22 protein-coding genes are annotated in these 22,620 nt (G+C 62.1%); all 22 read right to left on the bottom strand.

What is annotated here, in order from left to right; all coding sequences use genetic code 11:
* Window positions 1-28: 28 nt before the first annotated feature.
* On the bottom strand, window positions 29-1,057 hold the full coding sequence (nagZ, locus tag F6X42_RS14115; RefSeq protein ID WP_187634817.1) for a beta-N-acetylhexosaminidase: 1,029 nt from the start codon (window positions 1,055-1,057) through the stop codon (window positions 29-31).
* Window positions 1,058-1,122: 65 nt separating this feature from the next.
* Window positions 1,123-1,590 (bottom strand): holo-ACP synthase, encoded by a 468-nt coding sequence (gene acpS, locus F6X42_RS14110; protein WP_187634816.1) that lies wholly within the window; start codon window positions 1,588-1,590, stop codon window positions 1,123-1,125.
* Window positions 1,591-1,614: 24 nt separating this feature from the next.
* A complete protein-coding gene (pdxJ, locus tag F6X42_RS14105) occupies window positions 1,615-2,379 on the bottom strand; it encodes a pyridoxine 5'-phosphate synthase (protein WP_187634815.1) in 765 nt (254 codons plus the stop codon).
* Window positions 2,376-3,317, bottom strand: coding sequence for a DNA repair protein RecO (gene recO / locus F6X42_RS14100; RefSeq protein ID WP_187634814.1), 942 nt, complete (start codon window positions 3,315-3,317; stop codon window positions 2,376-2,378). Before recO ends, pdxJ begins: the two co-directional genes overlap by 4 nt.
* Complete coding sequence (gene era / locus F6X42_RS14095) at window positions 3,304-4,203, bottom strand: GTPase Era (RefSeq protein ID WP_187634813.1); 900 nt, start codon at window positions 4,201-4,203, stop codon at window positions 3,304-3,306. Before era ends, recO begins: the two co-directional genes overlap by 14 nt.
* A gap of 54 nt (window positions 4,204-4,257) precedes the next feature.
* A complete protein-coding gene (gene rnc / locus F6X42_RS14090) occupies window positions 4,258-5,529 on the bottom strand; it encodes a ribonuclease III (protein ID WP_187634812.1) in 1,272 nt (423 codons plus the stop codon).
* Between the two features lie 184 nt (window positions 5,530-5,713).
* On the bottom strand, window positions 5,714-6,607 hold the full coding sequence (gene lepB / locus F6X42_RS14085) for a signal peptidase I (protein WP_187634811.1): 894 nt from the start codon (window positions 6,605-6,607) through the stop codon (window positions 5,714-5,716).
* Between the two features lie 18 nt (window positions 6,608-6,625).
* Entirely contained in the window at window positions 6,626-8,419 is a 1,794-nt protein-coding gene (lepA, locus tag F6X42_RS14080) for a translation elongation factor 4 (RefSeq protein WP_187634810.1), read from the bottom strand.
* A gap of 176 nt (window positions 8,420-8,595) precedes the next feature.
* Complete coding sequence (gene ltrA / locus F6X42_RS14075; protein WP_187634809.1) at window positions 8,596-10,302, bottom strand: group II intron reverse transcriptase/maturase; 1,707 nt, start codon at window positions 10,300-10,302, stop codon at window positions 8,596-8,598.
* 1,213 nt (window positions 10,303-11,515) lie between these two features.
* Entirely contained in the window at window positions 11,516-11,788 is a 273-nt protein-coding gene (locus tag F6X42_RS14070) for a glutaredoxin family protein (protein WP_187634808.1), read from the bottom strand.
* Window positions 11,785-13,296 (bottom strand): DegQ family serine endoprotease, encoded by a 1,512-nt coding sequence (locus tag F6X42_RS14065; protein WP_187634807.1) that lies wholly within the window; start codon window positions 13,294-13,296, stop codon window positions 11,785-11,787. Before F6X42_RS14065 ends, F6X42_RS14070 begins: the two co-directional genes overlap by 4 nt.
* Window positions 13,297-13,333: 37 nt before the next feature.
* Window positions 13,334-14,374, bottom strand: coding sequence for a MucB/RseB family sigma factor regulatory protein (locus tag F6X42_RS14060; protein ID WP_187634806.1), 1,041 nt, complete (start codon window positions 14,372-14,374; stop codon window positions 13,334-13,336).
* 4 nt (window positions 14,375-14,378) lie between these two features.
* Window positions 14,379-14,996, bottom strand: coding sequence for a sigma-E factor negative regulatory protein (locus tag F6X42_RS14055; RefSeq protein WP_187634805.1), 618 nt, complete (start codon window positions 14,994-14,996; stop codon window positions 14,379-14,381).
* Window positions 14,997-15,089: 93 nt separating this feature from the next.
* Window positions 15,090-15,689: an RNA polymerase sigma factor RpoE gene (gene rpoE, locus F6X42_RS14050; RefSeq protein ID WP_006051939.1), complete on the bottom strand. Its 600-nt coding sequence runs from the start codon at window positions 15,687-15,689 to the stop codon at window positions 15,090-15,092.
* Window positions 15,690-15,790: 101 nt separating this feature from the next.
* The gene (locus F6X42_RS14045; protein ID WP_312892675.1) at window positions 15,791-16,309 is read right to left on the bottom strand and encodes a hypothetical protein; all 519 of its coding nucleotides are present in this window, start codon (window positions 16,307-16,309) and stop codon (window positions 15,791-15,793) included.
* A 14-nt stretch (window positions 16,310-16,323) separates the two neighbouring features.
* Window positions 16,324-17,562: a beta-ketoacyl-ACP synthase II gene (fabF, locus tag F6X42_RS14040; RefSeq protein ID WP_187634804.1), complete on the bottom strand. Its 1,239-nt coding sequence runs from the start codon at window positions 17,560-17,562 to the stop codon at window positions 16,324-16,326.
* Window positions 17,563-17,821: 259 nt separating this feature from the next.
* Window positions 17,822-18,061, bottom strand: a complete 240-nt coding sequence (gene acpP / locus F6X42_RS14035) for an acyl carrier protein (RefSeq protein ID WP_004197638.1) — start codon at window positions 18,059-18,061, stop codon at window positions 17,822-17,824.
* A gap of 152 nt (window positions 18,062-18,213) precedes the next feature.
* The gene (gene fabG, locus F6X42_RS14030) at window positions 18,214-18,963 is read right to left on the bottom strand and encodes a 3-oxoacyl-ACP reductase FabG (protein WP_187634803.1); all 750 of its coding nucleotides are present in this window, start codon (window positions 18,961-18,963) and stop codon (window positions 18,214-18,216) included.
* Window positions 18,964-19,077: 114 nt separating this feature from the next.
* Window positions 19,078-20,013, bottom strand: coding sequence for an ACP S-malonyltransferase (gene fabD, locus F6X42_RS14025; protein ID WP_187634802.1), 936 nt, complete (start codon window positions 20,011-20,013; stop codon window positions 19,078-19,080).
* A 118-nt stretch (window positions 20,014-20,131) separates the two neighbouring features.
* Window positions 20,132-21,121, bottom strand: a complete 990-nt coding sequence (locus F6X42_RS14020; RefSeq protein WP_187634801.1) for a beta-ketoacyl-ACP synthase III — start codon at window positions 21,119-21,121, stop codon at window positions 20,132-20,134.
* Window positions 21,121-22,227, bottom strand: a complete 1,107-nt coding sequence (plsX, locus tag F6X42_RS14015; RefSeq protein WP_187634800.1) for a phosphate acyltransferase PlsX — start codon at window positions 22,225-22,227, stop codon at window positions 21,121-21,123. Before plsX ends, F6X42_RS14020 begins: the two co-directional genes overlap by 1 nt.
* 171 nt (window positions 22,228-22,398) lie before the next feature.
* Window positions 22,399-22,578 carry a 50S ribosomal protein L32 gene (rpmF, locus tag F6X42_RS14010; RefSeq protein ID WP_006051932.1) on the bottom strand — a complete coding sequence of 60 codons (180 nt, stop codon included), beginning with the start codon at window positions 22,576-22,578 and terminating at the stop codon, window positions 22,399-22,401.
* Between the last annotated feature and the right edge of the window lie 42 nt (window positions 22,579-22,620).

Below are 22,620 nucleotides of genomic sequence, written 5' to 3'. Positions count from 1 at the left end.
TTGAATGGCTTCAAGGCGTCATTTCCGTTTATGCAAATGCGCTGCGCAACAGCCTCTGCGCTTCGGCGTAGCGTGGCTCGGCCATCAGCTTACCCCAGGTGAGCGCCTTGCCGCGCGGCCGCATGCGCTTCAGACGCCGCCGCGATTCCTTCGACGGCGTGACGCGCAGCGCGTCGAGCACCTTCTCCGCTTCGTGCGGCTGGTTGCAGATCAGCACCATGTCGCAGCCGGCCTCGAGGGCTGCCGCCGCGCCTTCGGCCAGCGTGCCGCCCTGGCGCGCGGCTTCCATCGACAGATCGTCGCTGAAAATCGCGCCTTCGAAACCAAGCTTGCCGCGCAGGATGTCCTGCAGCCAGATGCGCGAGAAGCCGGCCGGTTTTGCATCGACCCGCGGATAGACGACGTGCGCGGGGAGCACTGCGCCAAGCGACAGACCGAGCCAGTCGTACGGCGCGACGTCGTTGCCGAGGATCTCGTCGAGCGGGCGTTCGTCGACCGGCATCGCGACGTGCGAGTCCGCCTGCGCGAAGCCATGCCCCGGGAAATGCTTGCCGCAGTTGCTCATGCCCGCGAGTGCAAGGCCGTGGTTCAAACTCTTCGCGAGCAGCGCGACCACGCGCGGATCGCGGTGAAACGCGCGATCGCCGATGACCTGCGAGTACCCGTAATCGAGGTCGAGCACCGGCGTGAAACTCATGTCGATACCGCACGCGCGCAGCTCCGCGGCGAGGATGTAGCCGACCGCGGTCGTCACCTTGGTCGCGTGCAGCACATCTTGGTCCCACAGCGCGCCGAGCTTGCCCATCGATGGCAGCACCGTGAAACCGTCGGTGCGAAAGCGCTGCACGCGGCCGCCTTCGTGATCGACGGCGATCAGCAGATCCGGGCGAATCGCGCGGATTGCAGCGGTCAGCGCGATCAGTTGCGCGCGGCTCTCGTAGTGGCGCGCGAACAGGATCACGCCGCCGGTCATCGGGTGAGCGAGACGCCTTTTGTCATCGCGGTTCAGCGTTTTGCCGACTACGTCGAGCATCACCGGTCCGGGTGTGGTTTTCATCGAATTCCGCTGGAAAGGAGACTGAGGCAAGACTAACGCGACCGGCAGCGGCCGCGTTCACGTTTTTATTCGGTGGCGGAGTGCGCAGCGCAAGCCCGTGACGCCGGCGCTTCAGCCGGGGCTTGCGTCCCGCCCGGCCGCTGCGTCTCGGCGATCACGAACGACACCGCGTAATCACGCTCGTCACTGATCGTCACGCGCGCTGTGATGCCGCGCGCGTCGAGCCAGTGGGCCAGCTCGCCGGAGGCGACCACCATCGGCTCGCCGCTTGGCCGGTTCAGCGTCTGCAACGTGCGCCAGGTCATCGGCCAGTGCATGCCGAGGCCGATTGCCTTCGAGAACGCCTCTTTCGCCGAGAAGCGCGTCGCGAGAAACGCGAGACCGCGCGCCGCCGAACGGGCGTGGCGCGCGTGGTACACGCGTAATTCGTCGGGACCGAGCACTTTCTCCGCGAATCGGCCATTGGTGCGAGTCATCACCGCTGCTACGCGGCTCACCTGAACGATGTCGGTGCCGATGCCGTAGATGGCCATGCGTGCGTCCGTCGCCAGGTTGCGTTACGCGCGCGCGCCGAGACGCGCGGCGACCATGATCGCCTTCATCTCGCGCACCGCGTTGTCCCAGCCCGCGAAGATCGCGTGCGCGACGATCGCATGGCCGATGTTGAGTTCGACGATGCCATCGATCGCCGCGATCTGCTGCACGTTCGTGTAGTGCAGGCCGTGGCCGGCGTTCACTTTGAGGCCGAGCGTCGCGCCGAATTCGACCGCGCGCACGATGCGCTCGTATTCGCGCTGCTGTTCGACGGGATCGTGCGCTTCCGCATAACGGCCGGTGTGCAGTTCGATCACCGGCGCCCCGGCTTCGTGCGCGGCGCGAATCTGCGTTTCCTCGGGGTCGATGAACAGCGAGACGCGCGAGTTCGCGTCCGCGAGTTGCTTGCACGCGGCGCGCACCGCCTCGAACTGCCCGGCGACATCGAGGCCGCCTTCTGTCGTCAGTTCCTCGCGCTTTTCCGGCACCAGGCACACGTCGTGCGGTTGCACCTGGCACGCGATGTCGAGCATTTCCGGCGTGACCGCGCATTCGAGATTCATGCGGGTTTTCAGCAGCGGACGCAGCTTGTGAACGTCCGCATCGACGATGTGCCGCCGGTCTTCTCGCAGATGCAGCGTGATCGCATCGGCGCCGGCTTCTTCGGCCATCAGCGCGGCGCGGATCGGATCGGGATAGGACGTGCCGCGCGCGTTGCGCAGCGTGGCGACGTGGTCGATGTTCACGCCAAGGTCGATCACAGTCGGCGAAGTCAGGAAGAAGCTCATAAGTTCTGCAGGTCGATCAGGATCTGGCGGGTGGCAAGCGGCGCGCCGCCGAGATAGGTGTTGAGCAGGAAGCGCATCAGCGTTTTGCTTTGCGCGACGGTCTGCGCTCGATGGTAATCGTCCTTTTCCATATCGAGCAAGGTTTGTCCCGACACCACCGGCCACTGCGCGGGCCATTCGTCCGATGCCTCGCGCACGCCGCGCTCGGGATCGAATACGTAGCGGCCGTCGGCGAGCACCGCTTTGCGCGCGACCGTGCGGTCGAGGGCCATCGCGTAACCGGTCTCGCGTAGCAGCACGCGTTCGAACGAGCGCAGCACCTGCACTGGCGGCTCATCGTGCGCGAGTCGCGTCAGCGTGACGACGTAGTGATGGAACAACTGAGGATGCGGGTCTTCGCGCGCGCAAAAGCGCACCAGCAGTTCATTGACGTAGAAACCACACAACAGCGCGTCGCCGGTCAGCGGCAGCATGCCGCCGACCCATTCGGCGCCGGTCAGCGTGCGCATTTCGGACTTGCCCGACCACGCGAGCGACAGCGGCTGGAAGGTTTGCAGCACGCCGCGCAACGCGGAGTGCGGGCGCTTTGCGCCCTTCGCGACAAGCGCGAGACGGCCGTGATCGCGCGACAGCACGTCGATGATCAGGCTGGTCTCGCGATACGGGTAGCTATGCAGCACGAACGCGGGCTGTTCGGTGATCCGGTATTCGGATGCGGACGTGCGCGGCGCGCGACGCGCCGGCGTTTTGCGCGGCTCGCCGTCGTCGGCGGGTGCGCTTTTCACGCTTTTTGGGCTTTTCGCGCTTGTTGGGCTTGTTGCGCTTTTTGATTCAGTCGACGATTCCCTCGCGCTACGCGCGGGCCGCGACGGCTCGTGCTCCGGGTCGTCCGGAGCCGAGTCCGAATTCAGCGTCATCCACGCGTCATTCGTACCCATACGCACGAAGCCCGGCTTCGTTGTCGGCCCAGCCGCTCTTCACCTTGACGAAGGTTTCGAGGTACACCGGCCCGTCGAACAGCTTTGCCATGTCGAGACGCGCCTCGGTGCTGATCTGCTTCAGCTTCGCGCCTTTCTGGCCGATGATCATCGCCTTGTGCGTGTCGCGATCGACGAGGATCGTCGCGAAGATACGGCGCAGCCGCCCTTCGGTCTCGAACTTGTCGATCAGAACAGTGCTCGTGTATGGCAGTTCGTCGCCGGTCCAGCGGAAAACTTTCTCGCGCAGGATTTCGGCGGCAAGGAAGCGCTCGCTGCGATCGGTCAGGTCGTCCTCTCCGTAGATCGGCTCGCCTTCGGGCAGGAACGGCTTGACGGTCGCCATCAGACGCTTGATATCGTCAGGATTTTTTGCCGACAGCGGCACGATCTCGTTGAACTCGCGTAGCGTGCTCATCTGCTGCATGAACGGGAACAGCGAGTCCTTGTCCGACACGCGATCGAGCTTGTTCGCGATCAGCAGCGTCGGCGCCTTCGCCGGGATCAGATCGAGCACCCTCTGGTCGTCGGGGCCAAAGCGGCCCGCTTCGATGACGAACAGGATGGCGTCGACCGAGCTCAGCGTCGACGTGACAGCGCGATTCAGCGACCGGTTCAGCGCGCCGCTATGTTTGGTCTGGAAACCCGGCGTATCGACGAAGATGTACTGCGCGTCTTCGAGCGTGTGGATGCCGGTGATGCGATGGCGCGTGGTCTGTGCCTTGCGCGACGTGATACTGACTTTCTGGCCGACCAGCGCGTTCATCAGCGTGGACTTGCCGACGTTCGGACGGCCGACGATCGCGACCATGCCGCAGCGAAAACCAGTGGAAGTGGGAGCGTTCATATTCGGACTACGGCAGGTTCAGTTCGGTGCGCGCGACGCGCACGCCGATGGCAATCAATGGCCCGCATCGGCGACGCGCGTTTGCACCGCGTCGGCAATGCCGGGTTCGTGTTCGGCAGGTGCTGGGGCCGCCGACACAACCGGTACGGGCGCGGCGGTAACGCTCGATGCGGCAGTGCCCGTTGTGGTTTCGCGGCTGCGCTGACGATCTGCGCTGCGAGCGTGCGACGGTGCGTCGGCTTTGAGGTCGGGTGTTTTGTCCGCGACGGACTTTTCGGCCGGCTTGTCGGCAGGTTTCTCGCCTGTGTGGATCGAAACCTTGTCGGCCCTCTCGGACTTGTCGGCGTGCTCCGGCTTGTCCTGTGCGCTGTACTCCACATGCGCGGCACGGATCACGGCCAGCGGCGCACCGGCCGCACCCGGCGCGGCACGCTCGGCTGCAGGTCTTTCAACCGCTGACTTTTCCGCGACAGGCTTGTCGGCATGGGCTTCCACCGCGGCAGCGACGCGCCCTTCACCGCGCGCGCTCTTGCGATCTGGTGTGCGCAGATCCAGTGCGGCCTGCACGCCGGTCACGCCCGGCACGATTTCCTGCTCGGCGTTTTTTGCTGCGCGCGCGCCCTTCGAGCGCTTCGACTTCGCGACCACGGCTGGCGCCGCGGCCATCACTTCGTCGAGCGCCTTCTTTGCGGCCGCCTGCTCCGCCGCGCGACGGCTCGCACCCGAGCCGGACACCTTGACGTCCAGCTTCGGCACCGTGCATTCGACTTCGAACTGCTGATTGTGCGCTGCACCATGGGTGGCGACGACCGTATAGGTAGGCAACGCAATCTTGTGGCCCTGCAGATACTCCTGCAGCAGCGTCTTTGCGTCCTTGCCGAGCGTGCGCGGGTCGATATGGTCGAGGATCGGCACGTAAAGGCGCTTGATGACCGTCTGGGCAGCCTCGAAGCCGCCGTCAAGAAAGATCGCCCCGAGCACTGCCTCGAGGGTATCGGCGAGGATCGACGGCCGGCGGAAGCCGCCGCTGCGCAACTCGCCCTCGCCGAGCCGCAGGCCCTCCGAAATATTGAGTGCCTGAGCGATCTCATAGAGCGACTGCTGTTTCACCAGATTGGCGCGCACGCGCGACAGGTCGCCTTCGTCGAGTTTGCCGAAACGTTGGAACAAAAGCGCAGCCACCGCGCAATTCAGAACGGAGTCGCCGAGAAATTCGAGCCGTTCGTTATGCGTGGAGCTATGACTGCGGTGGGTTAAAGCCTGGCGCAGCAATTCCGCATTGCGAAATTCGTAGCGCAAACGGCTTTCCAACGGAGATAGGGGCATGGGCAGAGTATAACGCGGGCGCCTGACCCGGCGGAAACGCGGGGCGCCAGCGGAAAAAGCGTAGTGAAGCGACGTTACCGCGACTTCTTAAAGTAGCATGACAACACGCCGCGACCGGGATAACCGGATGCCGATTATTCGCGCGGCGTGTGAGAAGCGATCAACAAGCGACAATGCACGCGACTCACTGGAAAGAGCCGATGCGCCGCAGATCGCTGAAGTTCATCCAGATGAAAAATGCGCGGCCAACGATATTGTGTTCAGGCGCAAAACCCCAGTACCGGCTATCCGCGCTGTTGTCACGGTTATCGCCCATCATGAAGAAACTGTCCGGCGGCACTTTGCAGATCACGCCACGCGCGTTGTACTGGCAGTTGTCGCGATACGGATAGTCTTCCGCACCGACAATGAACGGCGGCACCGCCGGATTATTCAGAATCGCATTCTTGCGGCCGTCGATATCTTCCTGGAACTGCTTCGCATAACCGAGTCGCTCTTCGTCGAGATAATCGGGCAGCGGCGTTTCGGGCACCGGCTTGCCGTTGATCGTCAGCTTCTTGTCCTGATACTCGATCACGTCGCCCGGCAGTCCAATCACGCGTTTGATGTAGTCAACCGATTCGTCCTTCGGATAACGGAACACCACAACATCGCCACGCTGGACCGGGCGGCCCTGCGTGACCTTCGTGTTGATGATCGGCAAACGAAGACCGTATTCGAATTTATTGACGAGGATGAAGTCGCCGACCAGCAGCGTCGGCACCATGGAGCCCGATGGGATCTTGAACGGCTCGACCACGAACGAGCGCACGACGAACACCACCAGAATCACCGGAAAAAAACTCGCCGTATATTCGAGCCACCACGGCTGGCGCAACTTGTCGTCGCGCAGACGCGCGCGCGTTTGCGCGGCATTTTCATCTGCGAAACGCTCGCCGATGCGCGCCTGCTGACGATCGAATTCGGCGACCGCGGCTTCCGCCTCGCGGCGCCGTTTCGGCAGAAAAACCAGCTTGTCCGCGACCCATGCGACACCCGTCAAAACGACGAGCACAAAAAGAATCAGCGCAAAATTCATAGCGTTCCGTTATTCAACTTATTTGTCTTCGACACGCAGGATAGCGAGGAAAGCCTCTTGCGGGATTTCAACCGAGCCCACCTGCTTCATCCGCTTCTTGCCTGCCTTCTGCTTTTCGAGCAGCTTCTTCTTACGCGTAATATCGCCGCCGTAGCATTTTGCCAGCACGTTCTTACGCAACGCTTTGATGTTTTCGCGCGCAATAATGTTCGAACCGATCGTGGCCTGAATCGCTACGTCGTACATCTGACGGGGAATCAACTCGCGCATTTTCGCTGCCACTTCGCGGCCGCGGTACTGGCTTTGCGAGCGATGCACGATAACCGACAGCGCATCGACCTTGTCGCCGTTGATCAGCATGTCGACCTTCACGACGTCGGAGGCGCGGTATTCCTTGAACTCGTAATCCATCGACGCATAACCGCGCGAAATCGACTTCAGACGATCAAAGAAGTCGAGCACGACTTCACCCATCGGAATTTCGTACGTGAGTTGGACCTGACGGCCGTGATACTGCATGTTGATCTGGTTGCCGCGCTTCTGCGTACACAACGTGATCACCGCGCCGACGTACTCTTGCGGCATGTACAGGTTCACGGTGACGATCGGCTCGCGCACTTCCTCGATCTTGGATGGCTCTGGCATCTTGGCGGGGTTCTCGACCATCAGGGTCGTGCCATCGCGCTGCAGGACTTCGTAGACCACGGTCGGCGCCGTCGTGATCAGGTCCATGTCGAACTCGCGTTCCAGACGTTCCTGCACGATTTCCATGTGCAACAGACCGAGGAAGCCGCATCGGAAACCGAAACCGAGCGCCTGCGACACTTCCGGCTCGTACTGCAGCGACGCGTCGTTCAGCTTCAGCTTTTCGAGCGAGTCGCGCAGCGCATCGTACTGGTTCGCTTCGACCGGATAGAGACCCGCGAACACCTGCGGCTTCACTTCCTTGAAGCCCGGCAGCGGCTCGGCCGCCGGCTGGTTCACGAGCGTTACCGTGTCGCCGACCTTCGCCGCCGCGAGTTCCTTGATACCGGCGATGATGAAGCCCACCTGCCCCGCCGACAGCGATTCGAGATTCTTCGACTTCGGCGTGAACACGCCGATATGTTCAACTGGAAACTGCGCGCCGGTTGCCATCAGCCGGATCTTGTCCTTCGGACGCAGCGTGCCATTGACGATGCGTACGAGCATCACGACGCCGACGTAGTTGTCGAACCACGAGTCGATGATCAGCGCCTGCAGCGGCGCTTCCAAACCGCCCTTCGGCGGCGGCACTTTTGCGATCAACGCTTCGAGCACGTCTTCGACGCCGAGACCCGTCTTCGCGCTGCAATGCGTCGCGTCGGTCGCGTCGATGCCGATCACGTCCTCGATCTCGGCGATCGCGTTTTCGGGGTTCGCCGCCGGCAGATCGATCTTGTTCAACACCGGAACCACTTCGACGCCGAGTTCGATGGCCGTGTAACAGTTGGCGACGGTTTGCGCCTCCACGCCCTGGCTCGCGTCGACGACGAGCAGCGCGCCTTCGCACGCGGACAGCGAGCGGCTGACCTCGTACGAGAAGTCGACGTGCCCCGGTGTATCGATCATGTTCAGGTTGTAGACCTGCCCGTCACGCGCGCGATACGACAACGCGGCGGTTTGCGCCTTGATGGTAATGCCGCGCTCGCGCTCGAGATCCATCGAGTCGAGCACCTGTGCTTCCATCTCGCGGTCGGACAGACCGCCACAAATCTGGATGATGCGATCGGCGAGCGTCGACTTGCCATGGTCGATGTGCGCAATGATCGAGAAGTTACGAATATGATCCATTCAGTGCCGATCAAGCGAAAAGGCGCGCCCGGACAATAGCGGAGCACGCCTTGTAAGTAGGTGAGTAGGGTAGCCCCTATCCTTTCAGGATAGGGGCCCCCGTGGAACCGGACTTGCGAGTTATCCCCGCATCCGGCTCGAGCCATACCATTAAAGGTTGCCCTTTATAAGCCCCGTCATGGCTTTGACGGAACCGGCTTAGCTACGTTCAAACCTCCAGCATGCACCTGCCGGTGGCAATTTGGGTGAAGCAGCACGCGATTCGACAGAGCGTCAGTACCACCATGCACCTTATAAATCAGATGATGGTCATGCCAACCCGAGTCGAACTCTAGTGCCTGGTCGCAGTGCGCACAATTGCCGCCTTGCGACGTGTACAGCTTGAACCACTGCCTCAGGTAACTTCTGGATTGCTCCATCCAATGCTGCCTCAGTTGTTCGCCATATTGCTCCCAATCGGGATCAAAAGGATGAAAGTCCCCCCTCACCTTCTTGTGCCGCCTGATCGCTGTGCCACTTACGTGGTATAGCTCCAGCAGCCCCAAACTACCATCTTTACGTACCGTGGGGGTGGAAAGCACCCATTCACGATCTCCAACTTGATGAAAATACTTTTTCCTAATCCAGTCAGATTTCTTGTTTGCGTGTCGCCGTTTCGCCCACCGCCAGAGCCGCTGAAACACTAAGTGATCCATGCGGCTGTAGGCCTGCTTGGCAACCGCGGGGTGGTGATATTGCGCCCAGCCCCGCAGCATCGGGTTCAACATGCGAATCAAATCCGCCTGCTTCACCGTCTTGTTCTTGCTGATCGTTTCCGCCACCTTGCGATAAAACGTTTTCACGTTTTTCTTGCTTGGCTTGATGAGCAGCTTTCCCGAGTACTTTCGGAAAGACCACCCCAAGAAATCGAAGCCGTCGTCGATGTGAACAATCCGAGTCTTTTCCTCCGATAGCCGCAATCCTCGTTGTGCGAGAAATGCTTCCACCCAAGGCCTGATTTCGCCCGCCAGTACCTCTTGCGAGGTACCGGTGATAACAAAATCATCCGCGTATCGCACCACATGCACTTTCAACTTCTTGGCTCTACCAATCCCAAATTTCGCACCGAGGTGCTCCATAAGGTCCTGTTCAAGCCCGTTCAGCACCATATTTGCCAACGTCGGGGAAATAATGCCCCCCTGTGGTGTCCCGGCTTCCGTCGCCTGGTACCGGCCCTGATACAACAGACCGGATTTCAGCCATTTCCGAAGGATTCCGGTGTCCATTGGGACATGGGTACCCAGCCAGTCGTGACTGATGTGGTCGAAGCATCCTTTGATGTCGGCTTCCAACACCCATGACGCCGAATCCGGCCGCCGCAAGCACTGGAACAACTGGGACATGGCGTCGGCTGTCGAGCGATTGCGCCTGAACCCATAGGAGTTCGGGTCGCTCGTTGACTCTGCCACTGGCTCCAAGGCCAGCAGATACAAGGCTTGCATCGCCCTGTCCCGCATGGTCGGAATGCCCAGAGGGCGTTCCTTCCCATTAGCCTTGGGGATAAAGACTCTCCGTAAGGGCAGAGGCTTATATCCTAGCCGCTTCAACCTGCCGACAGCATCCCATCGGCTCTCAGGCGAATCCCACAGTTCGCGATCGACTCCAGCCGTTCGCGCACCTTGGTTCTGCGTAACACGTCGTACCGCATACAGCTTTGCGGACAACGTGCGGGTCAGCATCCGTTGCAGAGTTTTCACCCTGCGCCAGTCACCCTCCCGCGTCGCCTTCGCAATTCGAATCTGCATCCCTCTCACGTTCCGTTCAACCCGTCGCCAATCTACGGCGTGCCAATTGTCCGGAGCGTGTGAAAGCGCAGATCCATCCTTTCGGACAGATACTCTCATGCTGCTCTCCCGCTTGATTAAGTGAATCCCGCGCGAAGAGCAACACGTCCCTTGCGGGAGCGATTTGCTCCCGCGAGGGGTAAGAAGAACAACACTGACGACTAAGAAGCCGCCAGCAATCACTATGTTCGCTAGAGGATAGCCGACCGTCCTGCGACGGTAGACCAGACGGAAGTCTGCCCGCTTTCGCGTGGGGTGATGTTGCAACCCCTATGCATCCCATTACAGGACACCATTCGCTTTTTCCGTCCTCCCATACCCGCATGGTCAACAGCCTTCCTTACGGTCCGCCTGCCTGCGATAAGTTGCAGGCAACCATACGGGCTTACCACGTTCCCGGTGTGTCACACGACTGGGGTAGGTCCCGCCTTTTCCCCGGTGGCTCGAAGACGACGTAACTCGAAGTTCCAGCGAGTTATCCAGCCACGTACCTTTTGGTTAGAGCCCAGCAGCGTTTGGCTCCTCAATAGTAACGAGGTTTATCAGCAGTTCACTTACATTGACCGTTTCAGCCAGCCTAGCTCCTTGAGCCCATGCTGCTTGGGATCGCCGAACGACCGTCTCACGACGGCCGCCCGCCCGAACTTCCGGGGGCTACATTGTCAGAAGAGCTTCACACCTCACCGTTAGCCAGTGACGCATGTCTTCCTAGGCTACTGCTGGTCGTACAGCAGGTTCACTCACTCATCAATGCTGCCGATGAGGCCGAACAATGACACACCGAGCTTTCGCTCGTGTCTTCTAACGAAACCCAAACCCTAAGGTCTGGGAATTGCAAACATCATCCCGCCCAGTCGGCGGAGATGAAGCCGCTGACTGGGCGGGACCTGACGGTAATCAGGTCAATACAATAAGGTCCCCGGCTACCCGCTCCGGCTTCCGATTTCATTACGAAGGTGTGCCCAAAAGAGGACACATCTACTACTTAAATTGCGGCCCACAAGGTGACCGCCTACGGAGGGCATGGTGGGTTTCCCCTATAACCCTCATCAAGGTACTGCAGTCGATGCTCCGTAGCGTGGAGCGGACGGACACGAGCGTGCGTGTCGCACAAAACCTATCTATTTTAGCCGAAAAGCCCATCGGCCGGCGCATCTTGCAGAGCGCGGGCCGCAAGACGGCGTAGAAGATGCGGGAAATTTACCGCGGGCATCGCGGTGAGCCGGGGCAAAACGCCCACGGATCGCGCGAATCACAATGCCGTGCACGCGTATCAGGATGCCGCCGCGACACGCGACGCATGCGCGACCAATGCCGCCCGCACGCGCGCTTCGTCGAGATGATAGTGGCACAGTTCGACGCCATCGCAAACCAGCACCGGCACCCGCTCGTCGTAACGCGCCTCGAGCAGCGGATCGCTGTCGACGTCGATCACCTTCAACTGCGCGCCGAACTCCGCCAGCAACGGCTCGAGCGCGGCGCACATGTCCTCGCACAGATGGCACCACGTGCGCCCATAGAGCGACAGCGATGCCGTCTTCGTCATTTCTGCGCGCTGCGCGGGCGGACCGGCACAAACTGCGTGTTGTCGCCACGACGAACCAGCAACGCGACCATCTTCTGCGAATCGAGGTGCGAGGTCAGATCGTCGAACTGCTTCGCGCTCGTCACGTCCGTGTCGCCGACCCGCAAGATGATGTCACCCTTTTGCAGGCCGACACGCGCGGCCGGACCATCGACCGCGTCGACCTGCACGCCGTTCTGAATCTTCAGCGCTTTCTGCTGGTCGGCGGGGATGTCGCTGACGGCGATGCCAAGCGCGTTCGTCGCGCGCTGCTTCGGCGCCGGCGGCTTCTTCTGATCCGCCTTCGCGACCTTGTCCGGCTGCATTTCTGCGATCGTGATCGACAGGTCGCGCGTTTGACCCTTGCGCCAGATCGTGATCGACGTCTTCGTGCCCGGCTTCGTATCGCCGACCATGCGCGGCAGGTCCGTCGCGGTGTCGACCGAATGGCCGTTGAACTTCAGAATGATGTCGCCCGGCTGCACGCCGGCCTTCTCGGCCGGGCCACCCGGCTCGACGCTACTGACGAGCGCGCCCTGCGCCTTCGGCAGCCCGAGCGAATCGGCGACGTCCTTCGTCACTTCACCGATCGCCACCGCGATGCGGCCGCGCACCACTTTGCCCGAACTCTTCAGCTGATCGGCCACGCGCATCGCTTCGTCGATCGGAATCGCAAACGAAATGCCCATGAAACCGCCGGTGCGGCTATAGATCTGCGAGTTGATGCCGATCACCTCGCCCTGCATGTTGATGAGCGGACCGCCCGAGTTACCCGGATTGACGGCCACGTCGGTCTGGATGAACGGCAGGTAATCGCCGGTGTCGCGCCCCTTCGCGCTGACGATACCGGCCGTCACCGTGTTTTCGAGACCGAACGGTGAACCGATCGCGACGACCCATTCGCCCACGCGCACCTTGTTCGAATCGCCGATCGTGATAGTCGGCAGGTTCGACGCGTTGATCTTCACGACCGCGACGTCGGTGCGGTCATCGACGCCGATCAGCTTCGCCTTGAATTCGCGCTTGTCGGTCAACGTCACGTAGATCGTGTCCGCGTCGTCGACGACGTGCGCATTGGTCATCACGTAACCGTCCGTCGACAGGATGAAGCCCGAGCCAACCCCGCTGTTCTGTTCGGAATCGGCGTTGTCCGGCGCATCCGGGCTGCCGCCGCTACCGCCGCCTCCACCACCGTTATCGCCCCCGTGCGGTGATTTCGGCGACTGCGGCAACGGAATCCCGAAAAAGCGACGGAAGAACTCCGACATGTCACCGTCGTCCATACCCGGCGGCAGGCCACCGCGGGACGTGCCGTTCGACACGCGCGTTGTCGTACGAATGTTGACGACCGCCGGGCCGACCTTGTCGACGAGGTCAGTGAAGTCGGGCAGATTGGCAGCGGGAGCCGCCGATGCCATGTGCGGCACAAGTGGCAAACACGCCGCCAGCACTACGGCCGCGAGGAATTTGCGCACCGAGAAAGTCGTCATATCTTAGCAAGCCGAGGGATTTCAGGATTCGAAAGGGTTACTTCGGAGCTTTGTATTCTATGGCAGACGCGAACTGCTGCAATGTGGTTTGAGGCACTTCCCCGAGCAGGGTAATCCAGAAGTCGCCCTGACGCTTGACCAGTACGTGTGTCGCGCCGCTATCGCCCGTTCCCTCCTTGCGCGTATTGTTCTCGACCGGCTCGACGAACACCGAAATCGCCGCCAAGCCATCGGAAAACACGGCCTGATCGACGGGAATCGGCGGCTGCCCCGCCTCGCGCGACGCCATTGGACGGCGCAGCTGGCGGATCACGTGAAAGCCCGCCACCGACGGCGTGATCTGCCAACCCTGCGCGACCATGTCGACCGGCTCGACTGGCGGACGCACTACTGTCCAGCCCGCGAGATTGCGAATCCCGTTGACGATGCCCGCCTTGTCGACCGGCACGCCGATGCGGACCTGCGAAAACGACAGCTGCTCGAGCACCTGGCCGCTCGGGTCGAGCGTCTGCGCGCGCAGCAGAAGACCGGTCTTTTTGTCAGCCCATAGCTTGTACGCGAAGCGATACGCGTCTTTCGGATCGAGTTCCATCACGAGGCTGTCGACGCCCGCGACGCGGTCGTCGCCAAGCATCTTCGGCTCGTAGACGGACAGCACCTGCTCGCCATTCACGGACAGCAGCGCGGGGAACGAGTCCTTGTTCTGCCGCTTTTCGAGAACGACGATACGCCGCTCCGGCACGAACGTGTACATGTCGTCGTTATGCCGCAGCATTTTGCGCGGTTTGCCGTCGAGGCTTTCGAGTTGCTCGAACTCGCCGTCAGTATGGGTGGAGTAATGCGCGATGCGCGACGTCTGCACGAAATTGCCGCGCTGATAGACGAACGCACCCTCGTAGTTCTGCTGCTGGGCGGCCTGATGGATGCGGTCGAGCAGTTCCGCCGCCGTGTGACGGGCGACGGCCGGCCCGTCTTGTGCGAAGACCCGCGGTGTGGCGGACAACAATACGGCTGCGCAGAACAGAAATGCTGGCAGCCGCCCCCAGATAGTCGTTTTATTGAACCGCGGAGTCTGCATCAAACTATTGGCCCTGCGTGGAGACTGAGGCAGCGCGAAGCACCGGCATCGAGCCTGCCATCACCGGTTGTTGCGCGAATTGCTGATGAGCTTCGAGGTATTGATCAAGGCTCGCGTCGCGAATGATGTTGGAGTCCTGCGGCGCGGGCACCGCTGCCATGGCGACTCGCTGCACCGCGTCGCCGTGCGATTGGAGCGAAGCGAGCTGGGCCCCCGGACCACCCGGCACTCCCTGCAATTGCGGCACGACGATCCAGGTCAAGGTAGCGGCGGCGGCGGCGACGGCAAAAGCGGGCACGACCCGGCGGCGGAGCCCGAGCAGGCGGCGCGTGACCGACGCGGACGCGGCGGCTGGCGCCAGCACATGCGGCTCGCTTTCGAGACGCGCGGCAAAGCCGCTCAGAAATGCGCTGCTCCTTGCGGGGCTGACCGCGAGATCGTCGGAACGCAGCGCGTCGCCGATCAGGTGGTAGCTAGACCAGGCGGTGCGATCATCGCCGTCTAGCTCCGCAACAAATTTGCCCAGATTCAGATGCGCTTCGCCGAACAGCTCGCCGTCGACGAAAGCGGATAGACGCTCGCCGTGCGAGCCCGCTTGCGATTGCATCGAGACAGACCCCATGATGCTCCCCATCTTCCAAATACCCCGTAGTGACACCACTATTCCAGATATTGCACCGCCGCCCCGCCAGGCCGGGTGGACGTTCAGACATGTCTACCAGCGCTTGCCTTCGGGTGTGTCAAGCAACGGTCGCAATTTTGCCGCAATGGCTTCGCGAGCGCGGAAAATTCGTGATCTGACTGTGCCAATCGGGCAACCCATCATCTCGGCGATTTCCTCGTAACTCAAACCCTCAATTTCTCGAAGAGTAATGGCGGTGCGCAATTCTTCCGGTAAAACCGCCATCGCAGCATTGACCGTCTCGGCGATCTGCTTGCTCATCAACATCGACTCAGGCGTGTTGATATCCCTTAGTTGGTCAGCGTCGGAGAAAGTTTCAGCTTCTTCAGCATCCGCTTCGGTCGAGGTCGGCGCGCGCCGACCTTGGGTGGCAAGGTAGTTCTTCGCGGTATTGACCGCAATCCGGTACAACCACGTATAAAACGCCGACTCGCCGCGAAACTGCGGCAACGCGCGGTACGCCTTGATAAAAGCGTCCTGCGCGACGTCTTCGACTTCGGCGGGGTCCCGCACGAGACGCGAGATCAGCCGGAGAATCTTGCGGTGGTATTTGGAGACCAGAAGCTCGAACGCGGCCTTGTCGCCCTTCTGGACGCGCTCGACCAGCACCTGATCTATTTCTTTTTCGCTCACCTGATAAATCCGTAATCTATGGGGCGCATGGCGGGGGACCATTGTAGCGTCCCCCTCGTGAGGGCACGTTACTACGGTAACAGCGGTTACAGTCGTTACAGTCAAGCGCCGGCCGCGCGCCGGCCTAGCACGGAAAGTTCGCGGAAAACCGTGGGCGGCAGCGCGTCGGCGGCGAGCAGCAGGGAGCGCACGCGGCCGGTCGGCGCACGCATGAGGCCGCGCCTTCGACCACCCTTGGGTTCGAGCGCAAGCACCAGCAAGCGGCCGCTCCACTGCACGCAACCGACTACGCGGCCTCGCGCGAGCAGCACGCCCGCGCGGTTCCAGGCGGAAATTTCATCCATCGCGATATGCAGCGCGACGGGCTGCGCCGCGTCATGCCTCGCCGCGCACAGTCCGAGCAGCGCTGCCACCGCGAGCGTCAACGAAGCGGCCTGCCACGCGCCCAACCGGGGCGCGACGCAGGTATAGATGGCTAACGTCACGGTCAGCACGAACGCCCCTAATGCGGCACGCATTGCGACCGAGCGACGCAGCGCAATTCGCTGCGTCGCTCTGCCCGACGTTGCCGGTGCGGGGACAAGCGCCGGCGAAGCCGGCGTCGTGGACGGACGCGTCACCCGTGCTCAGGCGATCAGGCGCGCTTGAACACCAGCGTGCCGTTCGTGCCGCCGAACCCGAACGAGTTCTTCAGCGCAACGTCGATCTTCATGTCCCGCGCGGTGTTCGCGCAGTAATCGAGATCGCAGTCCGGGTCCTGGTCGAAGATGTTGATGGTCGGAGGTGAGACCTGGTGATGCACGGCGAGCACCGTGAACACAGACTCCAGACCGCCGGCGCCGCCCAGCAGGTGGCCTGTCATCGACTTGGTCGAATTGACGACTATGCCCTTCGCGTGGTCGCCGAACGCCCGCTTGATGCCGGTCGTCTCCGCCAGATCGCCGAGCGGCGTGGACGTGCCGTGCGCGTTCAGGTAGTTCACCTGATCGCCGTTGATGCCCGCGTTCTTCAGCGCGGCGAGCATGCAGCGGCGTGCGCCGTCGCCGTCTTCGAGCGGCGCGGTCATGTGATACGCGTCGCCGCTCATGCCGTAGCCGCCGATTTCCGCGTAGATCTTCGCCCCGCGCGCCTTCGCGTGCTCGTACTCTTCGAGCACCATCACGCCCGCGCCTTCGCCGAGCACGAAGCCGTCACGGTCCTTGTCCCACGGACGGCTCGCGGTCGCCGGATCGTCATTGCGCTGCGACAGCGCGCGTGCCGCCGCGAAGCCGCCGATACCGAGCGGCGATACGGTCGATTCCGCGCCACCGGCGAGCATCACGTCGGCGTCGCCGTACTCGATCAGGCGCGATGCCTCGCCGATGCAGTGCAGACCGGTCGTACACGCGGTGACGATCGACAGATTCGGGCCCTTGATGCCGAACTTGATCGACAAGTGGCCGGAGATCATGTTGATGATCGAAGCCGGCACGAAGAACGGCGAAATGCGACGCGGGCCGCGATTGAGCAATTCGGTTTGGGTGATTTCGATCATCGGTAGACCGCCGATGCCCGAACCGACCACCACGCCAATGCGCTCCGAATTCTCGTCGGTGACTTCGAGGCCGCTGTCCTGCATCGCCTGGATGCCTGCAGCCACGCCGTAATGGATGAAGGTATCCATGTGGCGCGCCTCCTTACCGGGGATGTAGTCCTCGATATTGAAGCCCTTCACCTCGCCGGCGAAACGGGTCGAGAAGTTCGACGCATCGAACTTGGTGATACTGGCAATCCCAGACTTGCCGGCGACCAGATTGGCCCAGCCATCGGCAACATTATTGCCAACAGGCGAAATCAGCCCCAGGCCTGTAACAACAACACGACGGCGGCTCACGGTAACCCCTTTTTTCATAGATGACAAACGCAAAAGCCACAGCGGCCACAGGAATCGCCCTGTGTGCCCTGTGGCTGTTTAAGTCGGCAATCGCGCGGAAAGTTGCGCTGTCAACATCGCTGGCTCCTGCGTGGCAAGCGGCGCGGCGCAGGGTGTGCCAATGATGGACACGCCCAATAGCGCAGACCCTGCTGGCACCGGCAGGCGGCACGGCAGGTCGTCATGCGCGGCCCGTGCAGGAACGCAGGCGCGAATGACCTTAGGCCTTGACGTTCGCGCGAGCGTAGTCGATCGCTTGCTGAACGGTGGTGATCTTCTCGGCTTCTTCATCGGGAATTTCCATGCCGAATTCGTCTTCGAGGGCCATCACGAGCTCAACGGTGTCGAGCGAGTCGGCGCCGAGATCGTTCACGAACGACGCTTCGTTCTTGATTTCCGCTTCCGCAACGCCCAGTTGTTCCGCGACGATCTTCTTGACGCGCTGTTCGATATTGTCCATTACCCCTCCAAGGGAAAAGAAGTTCAAAAATACAGGTGCGCGCATTTTATCAGGTTTGACCCGGCAAAAAAGCGGCGCATCGGGTTCCTGTCAGCGCATGCGCCTCGTGCTTTTCGCAAACGCATCAAGGCGCGGATAGTAACCGAAATTGGTCACTGCATATACATGCCGCCGTTCACGTGCAGCGTCGTGCCGGTGATGTAGCCCGCTTGCGGCGACGCGAGGAACGCGACCGCATGCGCGATGTCTTCCGGGCTGCCGAGACGGCCGAGCGGAATCTGCGTTTTCAGCACGGTCTGCTGCTCTTCGGGCAGCGCCTTCGTCATGTCGGTATCGATGAAACCAGGCGCGACGCAATTGACTGTGATGCCGCGGCTGCCGATCTCGCGTGCGAGCGCGCGCGTCATGCCCGCGACGCCGGCCTTCGCGGCCGCGTAGTTGATCTGCCCCGGGTTGCCCGCCGAGCCAACCACCGACGTGATGTTGATGATGCGACCGCCCTTCGCCTTCATCATCGGGCGCAGCACCGCACGCGACAGACGGAACACCGACTTCAGGTTGGTGTCGACCACCGCGTCCCAGTCGTCGTCCTTCATGCGCATCGCCAGTTGATCCTGCGTGATGCCAGCGTTGTTCACGAGTATGTTGAGCACGCCGAATTCCTTGACCGTGCGGTCGATCAGCGCTTCGGCCGCGGCCGCGTCGTTGACGTCGAGAACGGCGCCGCGGCCGTTAACGCCGGCCGCCTTGAACGCTTCGGTGATCGCAGCCGCGCCGCTTTCGCTCGTCGCGGTGCCGATGACCGTCGCGCCCTGACGCGCGAGTTCCATCGCTATCGCACGGCCGATGCCGCGCGATGCGCCCGTCACGATTGCGATCTGCTTGTCGAGAGTCTTTTGCATCTGTCAGTCCGGATGCCCTTCAAATAGGGCTCATTGATTCTTGTTGATTCGTCTGTCGAGGGATGCCGCGCTAGCGCGGCACTGCTCTGTCGATACCCGTTCGCGAATGCGGTCTCAGCCTGCCGTCACGAGTTTCAGCGTTTCTTCGAGCGACGCCGGATCGAACACCGACGCGCCAACAAGATTACCGTCGATGCGCCTGGTCAAACCCGCAAGGACCTTGCCCGGACCGCATTCGATCACATGCGTGACGCCCTGCGCGGCCATTGCCTGCACGCACTCGACCCAGCGCACCGCACCAGCCGCCTGGCGCACCAGCGCGTCCTTGATTCTGGACGGCTCGTTGACCACGGCGACGTCGACGTTGTTGATGACCGGGATCGACGGCACCTGCACGTCGATGCTCGCCAGGTATTCGCGCAGTTGATCCGACGCGGGCTTGAGCAGAGACGAGTGAAACGGCGCCGACACCGGCAGCGGCAGTGCGCGCTTCGCGCCCTTCGCCTTCGCGACTTCGCAGGCTTTCTCGACTGCGGCCTTGTGGCCCGCGATCACGACTTGCGCCGGCGCGTTGAAATTGACCGCCTCGACGACGCCCGCCGCCGACGCTTCCGCGCAGACCGCGCGCACCGTGTCGTCGTCGAGGCCGAGAATCGCGGCCATTCCGCCTTCACCCACCGGCACCGCGGTTTGCATCGCCTGCGCGCGGAAACGCACGAGCGGCACTGCGTCGCGGAACGCGAGTGCGCCGGCCGCGACGAGCGCCGTGTATTCGCCAAGACTATGTCCGGCGACGATCGCCGGCGCCGGGCCGCCCGCCTGCTGCCACGCACGATAGGTAGCGTAGGCCGCGGTCAGCATGACCGGCTGGGTGTTGGTGGTGAGATTGAGATCTTCGGCGGGGCCTTCGGCGATCAGCTTGCCGAGGTCCTGGTTGAGTACGTCGGAGGCTTCCTGAACCGTCTCACGCACGATTGCCTGATCGACGAATCCGTTAAGCATGTCGACTGCCTGCGAACCCTGCCCAGGAAAAACGAACGCGAATTTCATATCGTCCCCAAAATCGGTTTAATCGGATTGGCGGCCGGCCGCGGCTGCCAAATGGCGCGCGGTATTACTCCGGCCGCATGGGGCGCCGTCAGCGGCGCCCAGCGATGCGTCGTCGCGCTCAGTAGCGAATGACCGACGCGCCCCACGTGAAGCCGCCGCCGACGCCTTCGATCAGCACGTTCTGGCCGCGCTTGATGCGCCCGTCGCGCACCGCGACGTCGAGTGCGAGCGGAATGGACGCCGCCGAAGTATTGCCGTGCTCGCCCACCGTGACGACCATGCGCTCCTGCGGCAGGCCAAGCTTGCGGCAAGTGCTCTGCATGATGCGGATATTGGCCTGATGCGGAATCAACCAGTCGACCTGCTCCGGCTTCAGATTCGCTTTTTCCAATGCTTCGATCGCGACTTTCTCGAGCACGTTGACGGCGAGCTTGAACACCGCCTGACCGTCCATGTGCAGGAACGCGCTGCCGGCGACTACGCCGCCATTCACGTTGCCCGGCGTGCAGAGAATACTCGAATGGCTGCCGTCCGCGTGCAGTGCGCTTGCCAGCACGCCCGGTTCGTCGGACGCCTGCAGGATCACAGCGCCGGCGCCGTCGCCGAACAGCACGCAGGTGGTGCGGTCGTTGAAATCGAGAATGCGCGAGAAGGTTTCCGCGCCGATCACGAGCGCCGTGCGATGCTGGCCGCTGCGAATCAGGCTGTCCACCGTCGCGACTGCATACGCGAAGCCGGAGCAGACCGCCTGCACGTCGAACGCCGCACCGTGGTTCCTGATGCCGAGCTTGTTCTGCAGCAGGCAGGCAGTGCTCGGGAACACGAAGTCGGGCGTGGAGGTGGCGACCACGATAAGGTCGATGGACTGCGGATCGATGTCCGCCGCTTCGATCGCGCGCTGCGAGGCGATCAACGCGAGGTCGCTGGTCGTGACGTCCGGTTCGGCGAAGTGACGCGCATGGATGCCCGTGCGCGCGACGATCCATTCGTCGCTCGTCTCGACACCTTGCCTGGCGAGACGCTCAGCCAGATCCTGATTAGTGACGCGGTTGGGCGGCAGACAGCTGCCGGTGCCCAGCACGCGGGAGTAGATTGTGGATTGAGCCATTATGCCTTCGAGGATTGCGCAGCGTAGGGCTCGGCCGGCTGGCCTGCGATCGGGCTTGCGTGACCCGCACCGCTTGCGTCGCGCGCCGCCTGTTCGAGAGAACCCGCGTTCTCTTCCATCGCTCGCGCAAGGCGTTCCAGCACGCCGTTTTTGACGGCATCATACCCGCGTTTGATAGCCCACTCAAACGCATAGGCATCGGCGGAACCGTGGCTTTTGATCACGAGCCCGCGCAAGCCGAGCAGCGCGGCGCCGTTGTATTGCCGATGATCGACGCGTTTCTTGAAACGCATCAATACCGGCAGCGCGAGCACCGCCATCACCTTGGTCAGCCACGAACGGCCGAACTCTTCCTTGATGATATTGGACAGCATTTGCGCGAGACCTTCGGACGTCTTCAGCGCGACATTGCCGACAAAGCCATCGCAGACGATCACGTCGACGGTGCCCTTGTAGATGTCGTCGCCTTCGACATTGCCGTGAAAGTTCAGTGTACTCGCACGCAGCAGTTCGCCGGCGCGCTTGATGATGTCGTTGCCCTTGATGACTTCTTCGCCGATGTTGAGCAGCCCGATGGTGGGCCGGTCTTTCCCTTCGAGCGCGGACACGAGCGCGTGCCCCATCTCGGCGAACTGCAGCAGATGCTGCGGCTCGCAGTCGACGTTGGCGCCCAGGTCGAGCATCATCGTATAGCCGGCGGGATTGGGCAGAGCAAACGCGATGGCCGGGCGCTCGATGCCCGACAGCGTTTTCAGCACATAACGCGAGACCGCCATCAGTGCGCCGGTATTGCCAGCGGAAATGCAGGCTTGCGCCTCGCCTTCCTTGACGCGGTTCAGCGCCACGCGCATCGACGAATCTTTTTTCTTGCGCAGCGCGACCTCGACCGGATCGTCCATCGCGACGACCTCGGTAGCAGGCACGACGGTCAGCGCCGGCAGATCCTGAGCCTTGAGCTTCTTCAACTGCGCACGAATCGCACTTTCAATGCCGACGAGCAGCAACTGCGCATCGGGACGCGACCGAACGAAGTTGACGGCAGCGGGAACGGTCACGGACGGGCCGTGGTCGCCTCCCATGCAATCTATCGTGAGCTTTACAGTCATGGAGTGCGACGAAATTCAGACGCTCGGCTTTGGGTCGCGGCAAGCGCTAAAGCGCCAACTGCGATCGACACAAAAAAGCGGCAGTTGAATGCCGCCTTTTTGCCGAACCAGGAAAATGTCAAGCGATCCGATCGCTACGCGAAACGCCGCAGGGCGCATCGCAGTCAACGATTAGTCGTTCTTCGTCTTGACGACTTTCTTGCCGCGATAGTAGCCGTTCGGGCTAACGTGGTGACGCAGATGCACTTCGCCCGTGCTCGGCTCAACGGCCAGCGGCGCTGCCGTCAGGAAATCGTGCGAACGGTGCATGCCGCGCTTCGACGGCGACTTCTTGTTTTGTTGAACTGCCATGACTAACTCCAAAAAATTTTCCGAATTCTAACACAGCCCGAT

This window comes from Paraburkholderia podalyriae (assembly GCF_014397785.1).
Taxonomy (GTDB): domain Bacteria; phylum Pseudomonadota; class Gammaproteobacteria; order Burkholderiales; family Burkholderiaceae; genus Paraburkholderia; species Paraburkholderia podalyriae.
This window is presented reverse-complemented; position numbering and strand designations above follow the sequence as displayed.

Excerpts from the sequence above, each read along its gene's own strand:
- nagZ (WP_187634817.1), bottom strand. The coding sequence starts at position 1,057 with ATGAAAACCACACCCGGACCGGTGATGCTCGACGTAGTCGGCAAAACG.
- acpS (WP_187634816.1), bottom strand. The coding sequence starts at position 1,590 with ATGGCCATCTACGGCATCGGCACCGACATCGTTCAGGTGAGCCGCGTA.
- pdxJ (WP_187634815.1), bottom strand. The coding sequence starts at position 2,379 with ATGAGCTTCTTCCTGACTTCGCCGACTGTGATCGACCTTGGCGTGAAC.
- recO (WP_187634814.1), bottom strand. The coding sequence starts at position 3,317 with ATGGGTACGAATGACGCGTGGATGACGCTGAATTCGGACTCGGCTCCG.
- era (WP_187634813.1), bottom strand. The coding sequence starts at position 4,203 with ATGAACGCTCCCACTTCCACTGGTTTTCGCTGCGGCATGGTCGCGATC.
- rnc (WP_187634812.1), bottom strand. The coding sequence starts at position 5,529 with ATGCCCCTATCTCCGTTGGAAAGCCGTTTGCGCTACGAATTTCGCAAT.
- lepB (WP_187634811.1), bottom strand. The coding sequence starts at position 6,607 with ATGAATTTTGCGCTGATTCTTTTTGTGCTCGTCGTTTTGACGGGTGTC.
- lepA (WP_187634810.1), bottom strand. The coding sequence starts at position 8,419 with ATGGATCATATTCGTAACTTCTCGATCATTGCGCACATCGACCATGGC.
- ltrA (WP_187634809.1), bottom strand. The coding sequence starts at position 10,302 with ATGAGAGTATCTGTCCGAAAGGATGGATCTGCGCTTTCACACGCTCCG.
- F6X42_RS14070 (WP_187634808.1), bottom strand. The coding sequence starts at position 11,788 with ATGACGAAGACGGCATCGCTGTCGCTCTATGGGCGCACGTGGTGCCAT.
- F6X42_RS14065 (WP_187634807.1), bottom strand. The coding sequence starts at position 13,296 with ATGACGACTTTCTCGGTGCGCAAATTCCTCGCGGCCGTAGTGCTGGCG.
- F6X42_RS14060 (WP_187634806.1), bottom strand. The coding sequence starts at position 14,374 with ATGCAGACTCCGCGGTTCAATAAAACGACTATCTGGGGGCGGCTGCCA.
- F6X42_RS14055 (WP_187634805.1), bottom strand. The coding sequence starts at position 14,996 with ATGGGGTCTGTCTCGATGCAATCGCAAGCGGGCTCGCACGGCGAGCGT.
- acpP (WP_004197638.1), bottom strand. The coding sequence starts at position 18,061 with ATGGACAATATCGAACAGCGCGTCAAGAAGATCGTCGCGGAACAACTG.
- fabG (WP_187634803.1), bottom strand. The coding sequence starts at position 18,963 with ATGCAAAAGACTCTCGACAAGCAGATCGCAATCGTGACGGGCGCATCG.
- fabD (WP_187634802.1), bottom strand. The coding sequence starts at position 20,013 with ATGAAATTCGCGTTCGTTTTTCCTGGGCAGGGTTCGCAGGCAGTCGAC.
- F6X42_RS14020 (WP_187634801.1), bottom strand. The coding sequence starts at position 21,121 with ATGGCTCAATCCACAATCTACTCCCGCGTGCTGGGCACCGGCAGCTGT.
- plsX (WP_187634800.1), bottom strand. The coding sequence starts at position 22,227 with ATGACTGTAAAGCTCACGATAGATTGCATGGGAGGCGACCACGGCCCG.
- rpmF (WP_006051932.1), bottom strand. The coding sequence starts at position 22,578 with ATGGCAGTTCAACAAAACAAGAAGTCGCCGTCGAAGCGCGGCATGCAC.